This window comes from Nocardia sp. NPDC003482, assembly GCF_053588115.1.
This window is the reverse complement of sequence record NZ_JBSFPI010000014.1, coordinates 178,494-194,687: the sequence shown is the minus strand read 5'-3', so window position 1 is coordinate 194,687 and position 16,194 is coordinate 178,494. Positions and strand designations below refer to the sequence as shown.

The 16,194-nt window shown below is 68.5% G+C and carries 15 protein-coding genes and 1 tRNA gene; 11 read left to right on the top strand and 5 right to left on the bottom strand.

The window, feature by feature from the left end; all coding sequences use genetic code 11:
* Positions 1 to 36 precede the first annotated feature (36 nt).
* The 3 genes from ACWDSJ_RS23095 (at position 37) to ACWDSJ_RS23085 (ending at position 1,774) form a co-directional block, all read left to right on the top strand.
* Complete coding sequence (locus tag ACWDSJ_RS23095; protein WP_450034170.1) at positions 37 to 900, top strand: DUF3105 domain-containing protein; 864 nt, start codon at positions 37 to 39, stop codon at positions 898 to 900.
* The gene (locus ACWDSJ_RS23090; RefSeq protein ID WP_450034168.1) at positions 897 to 1,565 is read left to right on the top strand and encodes a DUF305 domain-containing protein; all 669 of its coding nucleotides are present in this window, start codon (positions 897 to 899) and stop codon (positions 1,563 to 1,565) included. Before ACWDSJ_RS23095 ends, ACWDSJ_RS23090 begins: the two co-directional genes overlap by 4 nt.
* Positions 1,566 to 1,701: 136 nt before the next feature.
* Positions 1,702 to 1,774 (top strand) — tRNA-Arg (locus ACWDSJ_RS23085).
* 28 nt (positions 1,775 to 1,802) lie between these two features.
* On the opposite strand, the gene ACWDSJ_RS23080 is transcribed toward ACWDSJ_RS23085, so the two are convergent.
* The gene (locus tag ACWDSJ_RS23080; RefSeq protein WP_450034166.1) at positions 1,803 to 2,288 is read right to left on the bottom strand and encodes a GNAT family N-acetyltransferase; all 486 of its coding nucleotides are present in this window, start codon (positions 2,286 to 2,288) and stop codon (positions 1,803 to 1,805) included.
* 67 nt (positions 2,289 to 2,355) lie between these two features.
* Positions 2,356 to 3,363, bottom strand: coding sequence for a hypothetical protein (locus ACWDSJ_RS23075; RefSeq protein WP_450034164.1), 1,008 nt, complete (start codon positions 3,361 to 3,363; stop codon positions 2,356 to 2,358).
* A gap of 97 nt (positions 3,364 to 3,460) precedes the next feature.
* On the opposite strand from ACWDSJ_RS23075, the gene ACWDSJ_RS23070 reads away from it, so the two are divergent.
* Together ACWDSJ_RS23070 and ACWDSJ_RS23065 are read left to right on the top strand one after the other, a co-directional pair.
* Positions 3,461 to 3,817 (top strand): VOC family protein, encoded by a 357-nt coding sequence (locus ACWDSJ_RS23070; RefSeq protein WP_450034163.1) that lies wholly within the window; start codon positions 3,461 to 3,463, stop codon positions 3,815 to 3,817.
* Positions 3,818 to 3,838: 21 nt separating this feature from the next.
* The gene (locus ACWDSJ_RS23065; protein WP_450034162.1) at positions 3,839 to 4,633 is read left to right on the top strand and encodes a thioesterase family protein; all 795 of its coding nucleotides are present in this window, start codon (positions 3,839 to 3,841) and stop codon (positions 4,631 to 4,633) included.
* On the opposite strand, the gene ACWDSJ_RS23060 is transcribed toward ACWDSJ_RS23065, so the two are convergent.
* Entirely contained in the window at positions 4,614 to 5,189 is a 576-nt protein-coding gene (locus ACWDSJ_RS23060) for a TetR/AcrR family transcriptional regulator (RefSeq protein WP_450034161.1), read from the bottom strand. The two genes, ACWDSJ_RS23065 and ACWDSJ_RS23060, sit on opposite strands and share 20 nt — an antisense overlap.
* 106 nt (positions 5,190 to 5,295) lie before the next feature.
* Between ACWDSJ_RS23060 and ACWDSJ_RS23055 the strand changes: the two genes are divergently transcribed.
* From ACWDSJ_RS23055 to ACWDSJ_RS23040, 4 genes are all read left to right on the top strand, one after another.
* Complete coding sequence (locus ACWDSJ_RS23055) at positions 5,296 to 6,465, top strand: FAD-dependent monooxygenase (RefSeq protein ID WP_450034160.1); 1,170 nt, start codon at positions 5,296 to 5,298, stop codon at positions 6,463 to 6,465.
* Between the two features lie 430 nt (positions 6,466 to 6,895).
* Positions 6,896 to 8,299 (top strand): metallophosphoesterase, encoded by a 1,404-nt coding sequence (locus ACWDSJ_RS23050; protein WP_450034159.1) that lies wholly within the window; start codon positions 6,896 to 6,898, stop codon positions 8,297 to 8,299.
* 34 nt (positions 8,300 to 8,333) lie between these two features.
* Positions 8,334 to 8,870 (top strand): MarR family winged helix-turn-helix transcriptional regulator, encoded by a 537-nt coding sequence (locus tag ACWDSJ_RS23045; protein WP_450034158.1) that lies wholly within the window; start codon positions 8,334 to 8,336, stop codon positions 8,868 to 8,870.
* 84 nt (positions 8,871 to 8,954) lie between these two features.
* Complete coding sequence (locus ACWDSJ_RS23040; protein ID WP_450034157.1) at positions 8,955 to 10,025, top strand: Hsp70 family protein; 1,071 nt, start codon at positions 8,955 to 8,957, stop codon at positions 10,023 to 10,025.
* A 2-nt stretch (positions 10,026 to 10,027) separates the two neighbouring features.
* On the opposite strand, the gene ACWDSJ_RS23035 is transcribed toward ACWDSJ_RS23040, so the two are convergent.
* Both ACWDSJ_RS23035 and ACWDSJ_RS23030 read right to left on the bottom strand, forming a co-directional pair.
* Positions 10,028 to 10,804: an enoyl-CoA hydratase gene (locus tag ACWDSJ_RS23035; RefSeq protein WP_387362325.1), complete on the bottom strand. Its 777-nt coding sequence runs from the start codon at positions 10,802 to 10,804 to the stop codon at positions 10,028 to 10,030.
* A 25-nt stretch (positions 10,805 to 10,829) separates the two neighbouring features.
* Positions 10,830 to 11,891: an enoyl-CoA hydratase/isomerase family protein gene (locus tag ACWDSJ_RS23030; RefSeq protein WP_450034201.1), complete on the bottom strand. Its 1,062-nt coding sequence runs from the start codon at positions 11,889 to 11,891 to the stop codon at positions 10,830 to 10,832.
* 161 nt (positions 11,892 to 12,052) lie between these two features.
* Between ACWDSJ_RS23030 and icmF the strand changes: the two genes are divergently transcribed.
* The gene (gene icmF, locus ACWDSJ_RS23025) at positions 12,053 to 15,301 is read left to right on the top strand and encodes a fused isobutyryl-CoA mutase/GTPase IcmF (protein ID WP_450034155.1); all 3,249 of its coding nucleotides are present in this window, start codon (positions 12,053 to 12,055) and stop codon (positions 15,299 to 15,301) included.
* Positions 15,302 to 15,366: 65 nt separating this feature from the next.
* A complete protein-coding gene (locus tag ACWDSJ_RS23020) occupies positions 15,367 to 16,194 on the top strand; it encodes an SDR family NAD(P)-dependent oxidoreductase (protein ID WP_450034154.1) in 828 nt (275 codons plus the stop codon).

Here is a 16,194-nt window from a genome sequence, read left to right as displayed (position 1 = left end):
GGGACCGTCCGACATGTCGAAGAGAGCACATCAGCGATGCCGAACACCAGCGCGAAGTCCGCCAAGGCGATTCGTGCCGCCGCCAAGACGGGCCCGGCCCGCAAAGGCGGGGGCACGAACAAGGGCAAGACGCCACTGGGTAACCGGATCCCCTGGGCGACCGTCGGCGCAGCCGTCGTGATCATCGCCCTCATCGCCGCCCTGGCGGTGTACCTGGTGCCGAAGTACCAGGAGAAGGCGGACGCGGAGAAGTTCACCCCGACCGCCGAGAAGAAGGATCCGTCGACCGAGATCGCGGGCGTGGTGAAGAAGGACTACCCCGCGGGCCTGCACGTGCGCGCCCCGCAGCGGGTGGCCTACGACATGAGCCCGCCGATGGGCGGCCCGCACGACGAGTCGTGGGCGGCCTGCACGGGCGTGGTCTACGCCAAGGCCATGCGCACCGAGAACGCGGTGCATGCGCTCGAGCACGGCGCGGTGTGGATCGCCTACAACCCCGATCAGGTCACCGGCGACGCGCTCGACAAGCTGAAGCAGAAGGTGCAGAACAAGCCCGCCATGCTCATGTCGCCGTACCCGGGCCTGGACAAGCCGATCTCGTTGCAGTCGTGGGGCCATCAGCTCAAGCTGGACAGCGCCGACGACAAGCGCATCGGCGAGTTCATCACCGCGCTGCGGATGAACCAGTACGCCTACCCGGAAGTCGGTGCGGCGTGCGACAACCCGACGTTCGATGCGAACAACCCGCCGCCGTTCGATCCCACTCCCCCCGGCCCCGACGCGGTGCCGATGGACGGCAAGGGCCTGACCCCCGACGCCAGCGAGGGCATGGGCGGCCTGCCCGGCGGCATCCCGGGAATCCCCGGCCTGCCCGGAATGCCCGGAGTCCCGGGTCAGTGACGGCCCCCGGATCACGGCAGCGCACGGCGACCGTCGTCCTCGCGACGGTCGCCGTCCTGCTCGTCGGCGTGGCCATCGGCGTGATCGCCCGAATCCCGTTGCAGCGCCACACCGATGCCGCGCCCGGCGCGGTGGACACCGGCTTCTGCCAGGACATGTCGGTGCATCACGCCCAGGCCGTCCAGATGGCCGGGCTCGAGGTCGCGGGCGGCAGCGATCCGGACGTGAAGCGGCTCGCCTACGACATCCTCACCACCCAGTCCAACCAGGCGGGCCGCATGCAGGGCTGGCTTCAATTGTGGGGCAAGCCGATTGCCGCCGCCGACGGCTACATGGCCTGGATGACCGAGCCCATGAGCGGCCACGACCACGGCACGACCCACCAGATGTCCGGCCCCGTCGCCACCATGCCCGGCATGGCCACCCCCCAGGAACTCGAACAACTCCGCAACCTCACCGGCCCCGCCCAGGACACCCTGTTCCTGCAACTCATGCTCCGCCACCACCAGGGCGGCCTGTCGATGATCGACTACGCCACCACCCACGCCGACACCGACGCCGTCCGCTCCCTGGCCACCAGCATGCGCACCACCCAAACCGGCGAATCCCAACTCATGACCCAAATGCTCACCGCCCGCCAGACCACCCCCCTCCCCCTCAACTGATCCCCCCGCCACCCCCACCCCCTGGACCACCCTGTTCCGCCTCCGACCGTGACGGTTTTGGCTCCAGCCCCCCGATGCGATACGCTTTCCCAGCCCGATCGGACGACGTGCAAACAACGACGACCGGGTCCACCCCGCCCTCGTAGCTCAGGGGATAGAGCGTCTGCCTCCGGAGCAGAAGGCCGCAGGTTCGAATCCTGCCGAGGGCACTCCAAACCCCAAGCCCCGCCCGATCTTTCATCGGCCGGGGCTTTCCGGTTTCAAGGGCCGCCCGAGCAACGTCCGCCCACCGTCGACAAACCCCCGCCGCGCGTAATACCGCCGCAACCCGGCCACATCATGCCTCTGCGGTGCGATCACGAGCTCGAGCTCCCCACACCCCCGCTCGGTCGCCCATCCCGCACTGTCCTCGATCAAAGCCTCCGCAATCCCTCGCCGCCGCCGCGCGGGCAGCACATACAGATCCTCGAGCTCCGCGATCCACCCCTGCTCGAGCCCGAACTTGGCCGTGGTGACACAGAACCCGACCCGAGCCCCGTCGCCGAGCGCCACCGCGACCCGCGCCTGTGGAGCGGAGAGGAGCGTGCCGAGATTCGCCGCCAGCACATCCGGAGTGGTCGCGAAGCCTTCCTCCCGATAGAAAGCGACCGCGAGTTCCAGGACCGCCGCGTGGTCGTCGACGGCCGCCGCACGCACGGAGTACACCGCATCACGAGACGACATTCCCTCACCCTACGGCCGATGCAACCCACTCGCCGATGCGAATGGTGTTGCCACCGACGCGATTCGGCTATTCCAGCAATTCCAGAACATCGATACGGCTGCTCACGGCCCGCGTATTCAAAACTCCTGCGACAGGGTCGGCCGGAAACCCAGCCATATGCACGAAAGCCTCCTGCGCCCCCATTCCCGAATGGTATGCCCGCTCGAGCCGGTCGACCCATACCAGACCCGCCGAGTAACAGCGATCCGATTCGATATCCCTAGCCGCATAACCAATCGCCTCGGCCTCTTCGGAAACCCATATGCAGCCCAGGATTTCATCACCCAGGACCACGTCGGAGGACCTCCCCGTTACGGAATCATTTCGGGCGGCCACGGCTCGCATTCTTTCCGCATATCCATGAGGTCGACGCCGAAATCGATCGGCACGCATACTGCATTCGTCGAACCAGACGTCCGAAACCTGTCCGGACAGCTGACGATGGTTGTCAACGCCAACCTGGGTCGGGACAGCGAACAGTGTCGGATCGTTGGGGTACACCTCGACCTGTAGAAATTCCGAGAATTTTTCCAGGACGCCACGCAGGCGCGGAGCGTTCGCCGCGAATATCGAAGGCTGCGGCATCCCTTTCAAATCGAACTCCAACCAGGCGTCCGAAAAAACATAGAGCCTGGCCTGTAGCTCGGCGCCGGTGAGCGAAGCATTGACGCCGACCGACAACGCTATCGAATCTTCTTCATACACTAGTTCGTCGCCCGAAAATATCACCGGAGAGCATCTCGCGTACAGACTGATCGAGTGGATTTCTCGGTAGGAGCGATCGCGTCGAATCATCTCCACGAACTCCGCGCAACTCGAGTCGCCTCCAACCCGGAAGGCGGTGTTCCACCCCGGCAGTGTCTTCCTACCCGATTTCCATAGGCCCACCTTGATCGGCACAATGCCGTTCGACAGACGCGCGTCGGCAAGCACCTCCAACAGCGCAGCCAGGGTCTCACCCGCAACCTCGGCACGCGGCGCCGCATGCGGCACCCCCCACCACCAACTCGCCACCCAACTAGTACGAGTGATCATCGCTCAATCCCCCCTTGACAGTACTCAGCACATAGCCGATGAAAATTCTATCGGCCGTCAGCCGATGAATTCCCCTCTCCCCCACCGTCCCCACCACATGGACATCGACTACATGTTCACCGCAGTCCCCGTCCGCGACTTCCCCATCTCCGTCGACTGGTACACCCGCCTCTTCGGCCGCGAGGCCGACGTCCTCGCCATCCCCGACCAGGAGACCATGTGGCAGGTGACCCCCACCGCGTTGCTCTACGTCCTGGTCGATCCAGCGCGGGCCGGGTACACGGTCGTCAATCTGGCCGTGGCCGATCTCGACACCGCGATCACCGAAATCGGTTCGCGCGGAATCGAACACGGGCCGCTCATCGCGGTCGGCCCGGACGGCGCGACCGGACGCAAGGCCCCTTACACCGACCCCGACGGCAACACCGTCTGCGTCATCGAGATCAACGCCTGACCCATGCGGTAGGAAAGACACATGGAGGCGTTCTACCTGCCCGACCCCTCGGACCCCACCCGGTTCGAATCGACCGAGCTGACCCGCGGCCCGTGGTCCCCCGACGCGCAGCACGGCGGGCCGCCCTCGGCCCTGCTCGGACATGTCATCGAACGCTGCGAACCGCGCGAGAACTTCCGCGTCGCCCGGGTGGCGGTGGAGATCCTCGGGCCGGTGCCGCTCGCCCCGCTCGTCGTCGAGGCGAAGGTGACCCGGCCCGGCCGCAGCGTCGAGCTGATCGAGGCCACCATGAGTTCGGAACGCGGTCCGGTGCTGAAGGCCAACGCCTGGCGGATCCGGCAGGCCGAACCGGAACTCGAGCTGCCCGACGGCATCGTCGCCGACGAGACCCGCCCCGGCCCGGACACCGCCGCCGCGGAGACCCACTTCGAATCCGCGTTCGACGTCGGCTTCCATCAGGGCATCGAATATCGTTTCGTCGCAGGCGATTTCGCCGAACTCGGCCCCGCCACCTGCTGGCTGCGCCTGCGCCGACCCATCGTCGCCGGAACCACCCCGAGCCCCCTCGAACGCACCCTCGTCGCGGCCGACCACGGGAACGGCATCAGTACGGTACTGGATTGGAACAGCTACCTGTTCATCAACACCGACCTCACCGTCACCCTGCATCGCGAGCCGATCGGGGAATGGATCTGCCTCGACGCCGTCACCTATCCCGAACCCAACGGCACCGGACTCGCGGAATCCCGGCTGTTCGACGAGAAGGGCGCGGTCGGCCGCAGCACGCAGACGCTGCTCATCGGTCACCGGAAATGAGATAGCGCTGAATCGTCGGGCCGATATCGGCCCGGATCCGCTCCGGGGTCAGCGCGACCACCGGCGGCAGCCGTAACACGTAGCGGCACAAGGCAAGTCCGAGAATCTGCGTGACGATCAGACCGGCCCGACGGGGCGCGTCGGCCGGGTCACCGACGCGCAGCACCACCGGCATCACCTGCCCGACGAACACCTGCCGGATCCGCTCCACCACCGCCTCGTCGGTGACCGCCGAGCGCAGCAACGTCAGCAGGATCTCATTGCCCGGCGACTCCTCCCACAGTTCCAGGAATCGCCGCACCAGCACATCGCCGAACGACTCCGGGTCGACCGCGGCCAGATCGGGCAGTTCCAGTTCGACATCCAGCGCCGCCGCGAACAAACCCTCCTTGTTCCCGTAGTAGCGCATCACCATGGACGGATCGATCCCGGCGTCGGCCGCGATCGCGCGGATCGTCGCCTTGCGGAAACCGTCCTCGGCGAAGCGTTTTCGCGCGGCGTCGAGGATCGCGGCCCGGGTGGCGTCGGAACGGCGGGGGGTGGTCTCGAGCGGCATGCCAACAACTGTAGGCCAACAAGTGTTGACATGCCACCACCGCCGTCTTATCGTTGATGCCAACAGCCGTTGGCCAACAAATGTTGGCAAGCATGAGGAGCAGGTCATGAGCACTCTTCCCGCCACCGCCTCGGTCGTCATCGTCGGCGCCGGACCCGCCGGACTCACCGCGGCCACCGCGCTCGCCGACGCGGGTGTCGACGCGGTGGTCCTGGACCGACTCGCGGAGGGCGCCAACACCTCTCGCGCCGCCGTGGTGCACGCCCGCACGATGGAGGTGCTCCAGGAGTTCGGCATCGCCGAGGAACTGCACGAGCTGGGCATCGAGGTGCCGCGCTTCGTGCTGCACGACGGCGCCGAGCGGCTGGCCACCGTCTCCTTCGCCGATCTGCCGACCGCATTCCCCTACACCCTCATGGTCGGCCAGGAGACCACCGAGGCGGTCCTGCTCGCCCGGCTCCGCAAGGCGGGCGGCGACGTGCACCGGCCGTATCAGGTGACCGCGGTGACCACCGACGAGACGGGCGCTACCGTCGAATACACCGACGCCGCAGGCACTTCCGGCCGCATCCGGGCCGACTACGTGATCGGTACGGACGGCATGCACAGCCTGGTACGGGAACAGGCCGGGATCGGCTTCACCGGCTCCACCTACCCCGAGTCCTTCGTACTGGCCGATGTCCGCATGACCTGGCCCGCGCCCCGCGACGAGGTCTCCCTGCACCTGTCCCCCGAGGGCGTCACGGTCGTCGCCCCGCTCCCCGACGAGACCGGCGACCGCTACCGCGTCGTCGCCACCGTCGCCGAGGCCCCCGAACACCCCACCCGCGACCAGATCCAGACCCTCCTCGACGCCCGCTGCTCCGGCGCCACCGTCCACGAGGTCCTCTGGAGCTCCCGCTTCCGCGTCCACCACCGCGTCGCCGACCACTACCGCGCGGGCCGCGTCTTCCTCGCGGGCGACGCCGCCCACGTCCACAGCCCCGCCGGCGGCCAGGGCATGAACACCGGCATCCAGGACGCCGCCCTCCTAGGCTCCCTCCTCTCCCAAGTCCTCCGCGCCAACGCCCCCACCACCCTCCTCGACGACTACGAACCCCGCCGCCGCCCCATAGCCCTCGGCGTAGTCACCTTCACCGACCGCATGACCCGCATGGCCACCCTCCGCCCCCGCCCCGCCCGAACCCTCCGAAACACCCTCATCCGCACCGCAACCCGAATCCCCCTCATCCGCCACAAACTCGCCTACCAACTCTCCGAACTAGCCAACCGCTAACCCCAACCCCACACCCCCACGCTCGCCAACCCAGCCGCACCCCTTATTCAAATCCGCACCCCTTACAACCCCCCGAAGAGGGTGCCGATCCCAACAAAGGGTGCGGCTGCACCTGCCGAACCCCCAAGGGCCGAACGAACCCAGCCGCACCCCTTATTCGAATCCGCACCCCTTACAGGCCCCCAGAAGGGGTGCGGATCCAAACAAGCGGTGCGGCTGCACTGCCGATCCCCCCAAGTGCCGTACCAACCCAGCCGCACCCTTTATTCGAATCCGCACCCCTTGTAGACCCCTGAAACGGGTGCGGATCCAAATTAAGGGTGCGGCTGTACTGCCGTACCTGGGGTCAGTCCGGCTTTTGGAGGTGGCGGGAAAGGAGGAGCCGTATCCTCCACGGGGACAAGGCGCATCCGATGGGCGAGGAGATCCCATGACCTGCTGCGGCCCCAACCGTCGCCGCTTCCTGAACGCTCTGGCCATAGCGGCCACCGCACCCCTACTCGCCCCCGGAACCGCCCGCGCTCAAACCAATCCGGAGGCCACCGATCTCGAACTGGTCACCCTCACCGACACCACCGCCATCCTCACCTGGACCACCCTCGACCCCCACGACCACACCCCGGTCCCCGCGAACACCGAAGTCCGCCTGGCCCCGGCGGATTCGCCCACAACACCCAAAACCGTCTTCGAAGACCAAACCCCCACCCCCTACCACTACGCCGAGATCACCAACCTGGACCCCAACCGCCCCTACCGCTTCGAGGCCCTCTCCAACGGCGTAACCGCAACCCCCGCAAAGAATCTCGCCACCAGACTCCCCGGCTCCCCCGAAACCACCGGCACCTTCACCACCCTCACACCCCCACCCGGCCGCCTCCTGCGCACCCTCGCCCTCTGCAACGACATCCACTTCGGCGAGGAGATCAGCGGACTCATCGCCGCCGGACTCCCCCCGGGCGTCCGCCAGGACCCGGGCCTCCCGCCCTACCCGGAGGTCATGCTCACAGCCCTGCTCGACGACGTCCGCCGCCCGGACCGCACAGCCGATCACCTGCTCCTCGCCGGTGACCTCACCGCGGAGGCCACCCCGGACCAGACCCACGCCGTCCGCGGCCTCCTCGACGCCTGGGGCACCGAGAACAAGGACTGGTTCGCCACCCGAGGCAACCACGACCGTCCGCACGTCGGCCCGGACTACCAGTCCTGCCGCCCGATCGAGGAAGACCACCACGACTGCTGGGCCGAATCCTTCACTTCCCGAGGCGAACTCACCGACCACGACCTCGGCGGCCTCCACCTCATCGGCCTCGACACCACCGCCCTCGACACCTCCGGCGGCACCATCGACGACGACCAGTTCGACCGCCTCCGCACCACCTTGAAGGCCGACCCCGACCGCCCCACCCTCGTCTTCGGCCACCACCCCGTCACCTTCGAATCCGGCGTAACCAACCTCGCCGGACCGGATTTCGTCCTCAACCGCCCGGACGCCGCCCGCCTGCACGCCCTCTACCGCGACACCCCCGGCGTCTTCCTGCACCACAGCGGCCACACCCACCGCAACCGCCGCACCCGCCCCGACATCCCGCTGAACGTCGAATTCCTCGAAGTCGCCGCCGTCAAGGAGTACCCGGGCGGCTACACCCTGCTCCGCATCCACGAGGGCGGCTACCAGGCCAACTTCTACAAAACCCGTACCCCGGCCGCACGCCGCTGGAGCACCCGCACCCGCTCGGAGTACTTCGGCCTGCTCCCCGAATACACCTTGGGCACGGTCACCGACCGCAACCACGTTGTGACCAGGGATTTCTCGGGCCTCGCCGGAATCCCCTAGATACAGCGGAGAACACAACAAATAGACTCGGCCCATGGCCACGCCCCGCCCGCTTCCCCTGGATCCCATCGAGGAGGCCCACCGGCAGTGGGCCGCGCACGGTTGGGGCGAGGTCGCCGACGGGATGGCCGCGGTGACATCCCTGGTGCGGGCGCAGCAGATCGTGATGGCCCGGGTGGACGAGGCGCTGCGCCCGTCCGGATTGACCTTCTCCCGATACGAACTGCTGACCCTGCTCAGTTTCAGCAAGACCGGCGCACTGCCCATGGCCGTCGCCAGCGCCCGCCTCCAGGTGCATCCCACCAGCGTGACCAACACCGTGGACCGCCTCGAAGCCGCGCATCTGGTCAAGCGCGTACCCCATCCCAGCGACCGCCGGGCAACCTTGATCGAGATCACCGACGCCGGACGCGAATTGGCGACTCGCGCGAGCGCTGCCCTGAACGCGAAGGTTTTCGCGCATCCGGGGCTGCCGCCCGAACGTTTGCAGCTCCTGCTGCGACTTCTCGCCGAATTCCGCCGGGCGGCGGGCGACTTCGACACAGGCGACACGCCGACCCGCTGGGCCTGACCGCATAACCGTTCAGCATCCGCCCAGCGACATTACTGACCCGTCGTCTTCCCATCGCGCCCCAAAAGGTTCACCATGGAAGCCATGGTGCTGGTCCTGGGGGTGTCGGCGGGCGCTGGTGGCGCACGCGCGATGCTCACGCACTCCGACCAGCCGCACCTGCCCCCCATCGATCGGTGCACGGTTCCCCGGCGGGCGGGCGGCGGCGTGGAGGAGCCTGTCTTCCAGGCGATCACGCTCATGCGCGAGGCGGCCACCGAGCGCGACGAATTCATCACCGGGATCGCGGTCACCTGCCGCTGCCCCCGGCACGCCGAGGCGATCCGCGCCGCGGCGGGCCGCAGCCGCCTCACCATCGTCGACGAACCGGTCGCCCAGCTGCGGTATCTCCGCTTCACCGGCAGGCTTCCGGACGAGGGCGCGGTCGTGCTCTACGATCTGGGCGCCTCCGGCCTGACCATCACCGAGGCCGACTGCCGCACCGACGCCATCCTGTCGACCCGGCACAGCACCGTGCTCGGCGGCGACAGCCACGACGATCTGCTGCGCTGGCGGCTCGCGCACGGCGGCGTCGAGGTCGACAAGACGATCACCCGCGGCTACAAGGAGGCCCTCACCGCCTCCCCGGTGGTGACGACGACCGATCCGGTGACCGGATCGCGAATGGTGTTGACCCGCAGCGATTTCAACGATCTGGTGGCCGCGGGCATCCACCATTCGGTGTCCTACGTCCGTCAGATGATCGATGAGGCCGGGGTGGCGCCGCAGGTGCTGGCCCTGCTCGGCGGCTGCACCCGCAATCCGGGTATCCGCGAGACCCTGAGCCAACTGCTCGATCTGCCCCAAATGTACGATCCGGAACCGGAATTCGTCTCCGCCCGCGGCGCGGTCCTGATGGCCACGCAGCTGCCCGCCGCCCGGCGCGTGCGCGGTGTGCGCTTCGCGAGCATGCCGACCCTGCGCCCCGCGAACGCCGCGCCGGTGTCCAGGCGCAAGGTGGTGGCCGCCCTCGCGGTCACCGCGACCCTCGGCGCCACCGTCGCCGGACTTCTCATGACCGACAAGCAGTCTCCCGCCCCGACCACCACCGGCGGCACCCCGGCGTCCCCGATGGAGATCGCGGGCACGCCGGGAAATACCGTGCCGCACAAGTGATTTCAGCGATTGCTGAAGTTCGGCGCGCGCTTCTCGACGAAGGCGGCCATGCCCTCGGACTGATCCTCGGTCGCGAACAGCGAGTGGAACACCCGCCGTTCGAACCGCAGCCCCTCCGACAGCGTGGTCTCGTCGGCCCGGCCCACCGCCTCCTTGGCGAGCATCACCGCGGGCAGCGACATGTTCGCGATGGTCCCGGCGACCTCGAGCGCGGTCGAGACCAGCTCGGCCGCGGGCACAATCCGGGCCACGAGCCCCGCCCGCTCGGCCTCCTCGGCGTCCATATTCCGGCCGGTGAGGATCAGATCCATGGCCTTGGCCTTGCCGACGGCCCGAATGAGCCGCTGCGAACCGCCCATCCCCGGAATGATGCCCAACTTGATCTCGGGCTGACCGAACTTCGCCGTATCGGCCGCGATCAGGATGTCGCACATCATCGCCAGCTCACAGCCGCCGCCGAGCGCGTAACCCGCGACCGCCGCGATGATCGGCTTGCGGAACGCGGCGAGCCGGTCCCAGCCGCCGAAATGATCGGTCAGGTACATGTCCATATAGGACTTGCTCTGCATCTCCTTGATGTCGGCCCCGGCCGCGAACGCCTTCTCCGAACCGGTCAGCACGACCGCGCCGATGCCCGCGTCGCCCTCGAGCTCGTCGAGCGCGGCGGTAATGTCCACGAGCACTTGCGAATTGAGCGCGTTGAGCGCCTTCGGCCGGTTCAGCGTGATCAGGGCCACCCGGTCCCTGCGCTCCAGCAGAATGGTCTCGAAATCGGTCACTGTCCCTCTCCCGATCGGTGGCGGATTACCGGTGACGATAGCCCAGGCGCGGCGCGGCGAGATTCAGCTCGAATTGGCCCAGCCCCGCGAAGTAGGCGTCCACCTGCGCGGCCGTCACCTCGGCCGAGGTAGCGGGCGCCCAGCGCGGATTGCGATCCTTGTCGATCACCTGCGCGCGAATGCCCTCGACCAGATCGTGGGTGGCCAGCGCGGCGACCGTCGCCCGGTACTCGGCGTTGAGCGCCTCCTCGAGGCTGTCCAGCGTGCGGGCTTGGCGCAGCAGCCGCAGGGTGGCCTGCACCGCGGTCGGCGATTTCGCCGATATGTCCTCGGCCGCGCGGCGTGCCGCGGGTGATTCGTGCGCGCGCAGCCGGGCCACGATCTCCGCCACGGTGTCGGCCGCGTAGCACGCATCGATCCAATCCCGTTGCGCCACAAGCTCGGAGGCGGGCGCGGGCCGGGCGAATTTCGCGATGGCGATCTCCGGGTCGGCGGTGCGCAGCGCATCCAGTAGCGCCGGAATGTCTTGTGCCGGAACGTAATAGTCGGCGAAGTCGGCGGCGATGGCGTCGCCCGCGGCCATCCGCGCGGTGGTCAGCGCGAGGTGCGTGCCGATCTCCCCGGCCGCGTGCGCGAGCAGATACGTCCCGCCCACATCCGGCACGAAACCGATTCCGGTCTCGGGCATTCCGACCGCGGACCGCTCGGTGACGATGCGATGACTGCCGTGCGCCGACAGCCCCACGCCGCCGCCCATCACGATCCCGTCCATCACCACGACATACGGTTTCGAATAGCGCCCGATGTAGGCGTTGAGCGTGTACTCGTCGCGCCAGAACCGCCCCGACGGCGAATCCGGCCCGCCCGCACCGGTTTTCGCGTCCTGGTAGATGGCCACGAGGTCGCCGCCCGCGCACAGGCCGCGCTCCCCCGCACCGGTCACCACGACCGCGCGCACCGCGTCGTCGGACTCCCACTCCCGCAGCGCGTCCAGCACCGCCAGCGTCATCGCGTGCGTCAGCGCGTTGATGACCTTGGGCCGGTTCAGCGTGATCAGCCCGAGCCCGTCCCGCCGCTCGATCAGCATGTCGTCGCTCACACCGCTCCCTTCGCTCGCCGCCCGGCAGGATAGTTGGACGTCCAACCGAACCTAGCCCGACCTAGTCCGCTGGCGCTGTGACACCACTCACCCCTAGAATTAGTTTGACGTCCTAGTATCGGGCGCCAAAGGACTCGCCGGAGGATTCCATGGCCGACCGCCCCGCACTGCACACGCCCGTCCACCCCGTCCGCTTCGTGACGTCGGCCGCCCTGTTCGACGGGCACGACGCCGCGATCAACATCATGCGGCGGATTCTGCAATCGCAGGGCGCCGAGGTCATCCACCTGGGCCACAACCGCGCGGTGAGCGAGGTCGTCGACGCCGTGCTGACCGAGGACGTGCAGGGTGTCGCGGTCAGCTCGTACCAGGGCGGGCACGTCGAGTACTTCGAGTACCTCGCCCAGGCATTGCGGGAGGCGGGGGCCGGGCACGTGCGCATCTTCGGCGGCGGGGGCGGGGTGATCGTGCCCGAGGAGATCGCGCGACTGGCCGACGCGGGCGTGACGATCTTCTCGCCCGAGGACGGGCAGCGGCTCGGCCTGCCGGGCATGATCAACAAACTCATCGAGACCTGCGATGTGGACCTGTCGCTCGAGCCCGCGCCCGTGGACGCCGTGCTGGCCGGGGAGCGCACCGCTCTCGCGCGCACCCTCACCTGCCTGCAACAGGACACGCTGCCCGCATCGGATCTGGCCGCGCTGACCGCCGCGGCCGCCGCGCGCTCGGTGCCGGTGCTCGGCATCACGGGCACGGGCGGTTCCGGAAAGTCCTCGCTCACCGACGAACTCGTGCGCCGCCTGCGGTCGGACCAGCAGGACAAGCTGCGGGTGGCGATCCTGGCCGTCGATCCGACCCGGCGACGCGGCGGCGGCGCGCTGCTCGGCGACCGGATCCGGATGAACTCCCTCGACTCCGAGCACGTCTACTTCCGCTCGCTGGCCACCCGCGGCGCGCACGAACTGCCCACGAACATCGACGCGATGATCCTCGCGTGCAAGGCGGCGGGCCACGACCTGGTCATCCTGGAGACCCCCGGCATCGGCCAGGGCGACGCGGGCATCATCGACCACGTCGACGTGTCGCTGTACGTCATGACGCCGGAGTTCGGCGCGGCCTCCCAGCTCGAGAAGATCGACATGCTCGATTACGCGGATGTGGTGGCCATCAACAAGTTCGAGCGTCGCGGCGCCGCCGACGCGCTGCGCGACGTGTCGCGGCAGCTGGTGCGCAACCGGGAGGCGTTCGGCAGCTCGCCCGAGGACATGCCCGTGTTCGGCACCAGCGCGGCCACCTTCAACGACGACGGCGTCACCGCGCTGTACCAACATCTGGCCACCGCCTTGGCCGCGCACGGCCTGCCCCTCGAACAGGGCGTGCTGCCCCGCGTCGACACCAAGGTCTCCACCCGCTTCGCCCAGGTCATCCCGCCCGCCCGGGTGCGCTACCTCGCCGAGATCGCCGACACCGTGCGCGGCTACCACGCCGAGACGGCGCGGCAAACCCTTGCGGCGCAACGGGTTCAGCGGTTCGAGCAGGTGCTGGGCGAACTCACCGCCGCCGCAGCCGACGAGTCGAACGAGTCCGCGGCCACCGCCGTCGCCGACCTTCTCGACAGGGCCCGCAAGGAGCTGGCTCCCGCCGACGCCGACCTGCTGGCCCAGTGGCCGTCGGTCGCCGAATCCTATCGGGGCGACGAGCAGGTCGTGCGCGTGCGGGACAAGGAATTGCGCACCCCCCTGCGGCGAAACTCGTTGTCCGGCAGCTCGATTCCGCGCGTGGCCCTGCCGCGGTTCACCGACCACGGCGAACTGCTCCGCTTCCTGCGCGCCGAGAACCTGCCCGGCCGCTTCCCGTTCACCGCGGGCGTGTTCCCGTTCAAGCGGGACAACGAGGATCCGGCGCGCATGTTCGCCGGGGAGGGCGACCCGTTCCGCACCAACCGCCGGTTCAAGGTGCTCTCCGAACATTCGGAGGCCAAACGGCTTTCGACGGCCTTCGACTCGGTGACCCTCTACGGCCACGATCCGGCCGAACGCCCCGACATCTACGGCAAGGTCGGCACCTCCGGCGTCTCCATCGCCACGCTCGACGATATGAAGGCGCTCTACGACGGTTTCGACCTCACCGCGCCGACCACCTCGGTGTCGATGACCATCAACGGGCCCGCGCCCACCATCCTGGCGTTCTTCCTCAACACCGCGATCGACCAAGCGCTGCAACGCTTCTCCGCCGCCGAGGGCCGCGAGCCGAGCGCCGAGGAGGCCGCCGCGATCCGCGCGGACACCCTCGCCACCGTGCGCGGCACCGTGCAGGCCGACATCCTCAAGGAGGATCAGGGCCAGAACACCTGCATCTTCTCCACCGAGTTCAGCCTGCGCATGATGGCCGACATCCAGGAATGGTTCGTGCGCAACGGAGTTCGCAACTTCTACTCGGTGTCGATCTCCGGCTACCACATCGCCGAGGCGGGGGCCAATCCGATCAGCCAGCTGGCGTTCACGCTGGCCAACGGATTCACCTATGTGGAGGCGTATCTCGCGCGCGGCATGCACATCGACGAGTTCGCGCCGAACCTGTCGTTCTTCTTCTCCAACGGCATGGATCCGGAGTACTCGGTCATCGGGCGGGTCGCGCGCCGCATCTGGGCGATCGCCATGCGGGACAAGTACGGGGCGAACGAGCGTTCGCAGAAACTCAAGTACCACGTCCAGACCTCGGGCCGCTCGCTGCACGCACAGGAGATGAGCTTCAACGACATTCGCACCACGTTGCAGGCGCTCATCGCGATCTACGACAACTGCAACAGCCTGCACACCAACGCCTACGACGAGGCGGTGACGACCCCGACCGAGGATTCGGTGCGCCGCGCCCTGGCCATCCAGTTGATCATCAACAAGGAGTGGGGCCTGGCGATGAACGAGAACCCGCTCCAGGGCAGCTTCATCATCGACGAGCTCACCGATCTGGTCGAGGAGGCGGTGCTCGTCGAGTTCGAGCGCATCTCCGAGCGCGGCGGCGTGCTCGGCGCGATGGAGACCGGGTACCAGCGCGGCCGCATCCAGGACGAGTCGATGCTCTACGAACAGCGCAAACACGACGGCACGCTGCCCATCATCGGCGTCAACACCTTCCGCAATCCGCACGGCGACCCGCGACTCGAACTCGAACTGGCCCGCGCCACCGAAGCCGAGAAGCAGTCCCAACTCGACCGCACCCGCGACTACCGGACCCGCCACCGCGACGAGGCGCACGCCGCGCTGGCCCGGCTGGAGGCGGCCGCCCGCACCGACGACAATGTCTTCGAGGTGCTCATGGACGCCGCCCGGGTGTGCACGTTGCAGCAGGTCACCGACACCTTCTTCACCGTCGGCGGGCAGTATCGCCGCAACGTGTGAGGTTGACATCGCCGGGGTCCGCGGGTCTGATGGGGGAGATCCGGTCTCCGGCGACGGGAGGGCATATGCGGTTCGATCCGTTCCGTCGTCCCCGTCGCACCGACCGCGCCGACGCGGTGATCACCGGGGCCGGTAGCGGCATCGGGCGCGCGTTGGCGCTGGAGTTGAGCAGGCGCGGCGGGCGCGTCGTCTGCGCCGATATCGATGAGGACCGCGCCCGCGCGACCGCGGCGGCGGCCCCGGGCGAGGCGCTCGGCGTGGCCTGCGACGTCACCGACTGCGATCGGGTCGTCGCCCTGGCCGACACCGCCCGCGACTGGTTCGGCGGGGAGCCCGACATCGTCGTCAACAACGCGGGCATCGCCCAGGCCGGTTCGGTGGTCGGCGTGGTCCCGCTGCCGGAGTGGCATCGGGTGCTCGACGTGAACCTGTGGGGTGTCGTGCACGGCTGTCAGGTCTTCGCGCCCCGGCTGCGCGCGGCCGGGCGCGGCGCGATCGTCAACACCGCCTCGGCCGCCGCGTTCGGCACCGCGCCGCGCATGGCCGCCTACAACGTGAGCAAGGCCGGGGTGCTGGCGCTGTCGGAGACGCTGGCCGCCGAACTGTCCGGCACCGGCGTGATCGTCACGGCGGTGTGCCCGACCGCGGTGAAAACCAATATCCTGCACAGTGTTTCGTTCCCCGACGCGAGCTCCGAGCGGCTCGGCGAACGCCTGGTGCGCTGGACCGGCCGGTCCCCCGACGCCATCGCGCGCAATGTCCTCGACGCGGTCGATCGCGGCACGCTGTACGCCGTGCCGCAGCTCGAGGCCAAGGCGATCTGGCACCTCAAACGCCTGCTGCCCGCCCCCTACACCCGGATGGCCGGATTGCTGGAGCGACTGGTGCGCTGA

What these genes read in the sequence shown, in the direction of transcription:
- ACWDSJ_RS23095 (WP_450034170.1), top strand. Translation starts at nt 37, where the DNA reads ATGCCGAACACCAGCGCGAAGTCCGCCAAGGCGATTCGTGCCGCCGCC.
- ACWDSJ_RS23080 (WP_450034166.1), bottom strand. Translation starts at nt 2,288, where the DNA reads ATGTCGTCTCGTGATGCGGTGTACTCCGTGCGTGCGGCGGCCGTCGAC.
- ACWDSJ_RS23075 (WP_450034164.1), bottom strand. Translation starts at nt 3,363, where the DNA reads ATGATCACTCGTACTAGTTGGGTGGCGAGTTGGTGGTGGGGGGTGCCG.
- ACWDSJ_RS23070 (WP_450034163.1), top strand. Translation starts at nt 3,461, where the DNA reads ATGGACATCGACTACATGTTCACCGCAGTCCCCGTCCGCGACTTCCCC.
- ACWDSJ_RS23065 (WP_450034162.1), top strand. Translation starts at nt 3,839, where the DNA reads ATGGAGGCGTTCTACCTGCCCGACCCCTCGGACCCCACCCGGTTCGAA.
- ACWDSJ_RS23060 (WP_450034161.1), bottom strand. Translation starts at nt 5,189, where the DNA reads ATGCCGCTCGAGACCACCCCCCGCCGTTCCGACGCCACCCGGGCCGCG.
- ACWDSJ_RS23055 (WP_450034160.1), top strand. Translation starts at nt 5,296, where the DNA reads ATGAGCACTCTTCCCGCCACCGCCTCGGTCGTCATCGTCGGCGCCGGA.
- ACWDSJ_RS23050 (WP_450034159.1), top strand. Translation starts at nt 6,896, where the DNA reads ATGACCTGCTGCGGCCCCAACCGTCGCCGCTTCCTGAACGCTCTGGCC.
- ACWDSJ_RS23045 (WP_450034158.1), top strand. Translation starts at nt 8,334, where the DNA reads ATGGCCACGCCCCGCCCGCTTCCCCTGGATCCCATCGAGGAGGCCCAC.
- ACWDSJ_RS23040 (WP_450034157.1), top strand. Translation starts at nt 8,955, where the DNA reads ATGGTGCTGGTCCTGGGGGTGTCGGCGGGCGCTGGTGGCGCACGCGCG.
- ACWDSJ_RS23030 (WP_450034201.1), bottom strand. Translation starts at nt 11,891, where the DNA reads ATGCTGATCGAGCGGCGGGACGGGCTCGGGCTGATCACGCTGAACCGG.
- icmF (WP_450034155.1), top strand. Translation starts at nt 12,053, where the DNA reads ATGGCCGACCGCCCCGCACTGCACACGCCCGTCCACCCCGTCCGCTTC.
- ACWDSJ_RS23020 (WP_450034154.1), top strand. Translation starts at nt 15,367, where the DNA reads ATGCGGTTCGATCCGTTCCGTCGTCCCCGTCGCACCGACCGCGCCGAC.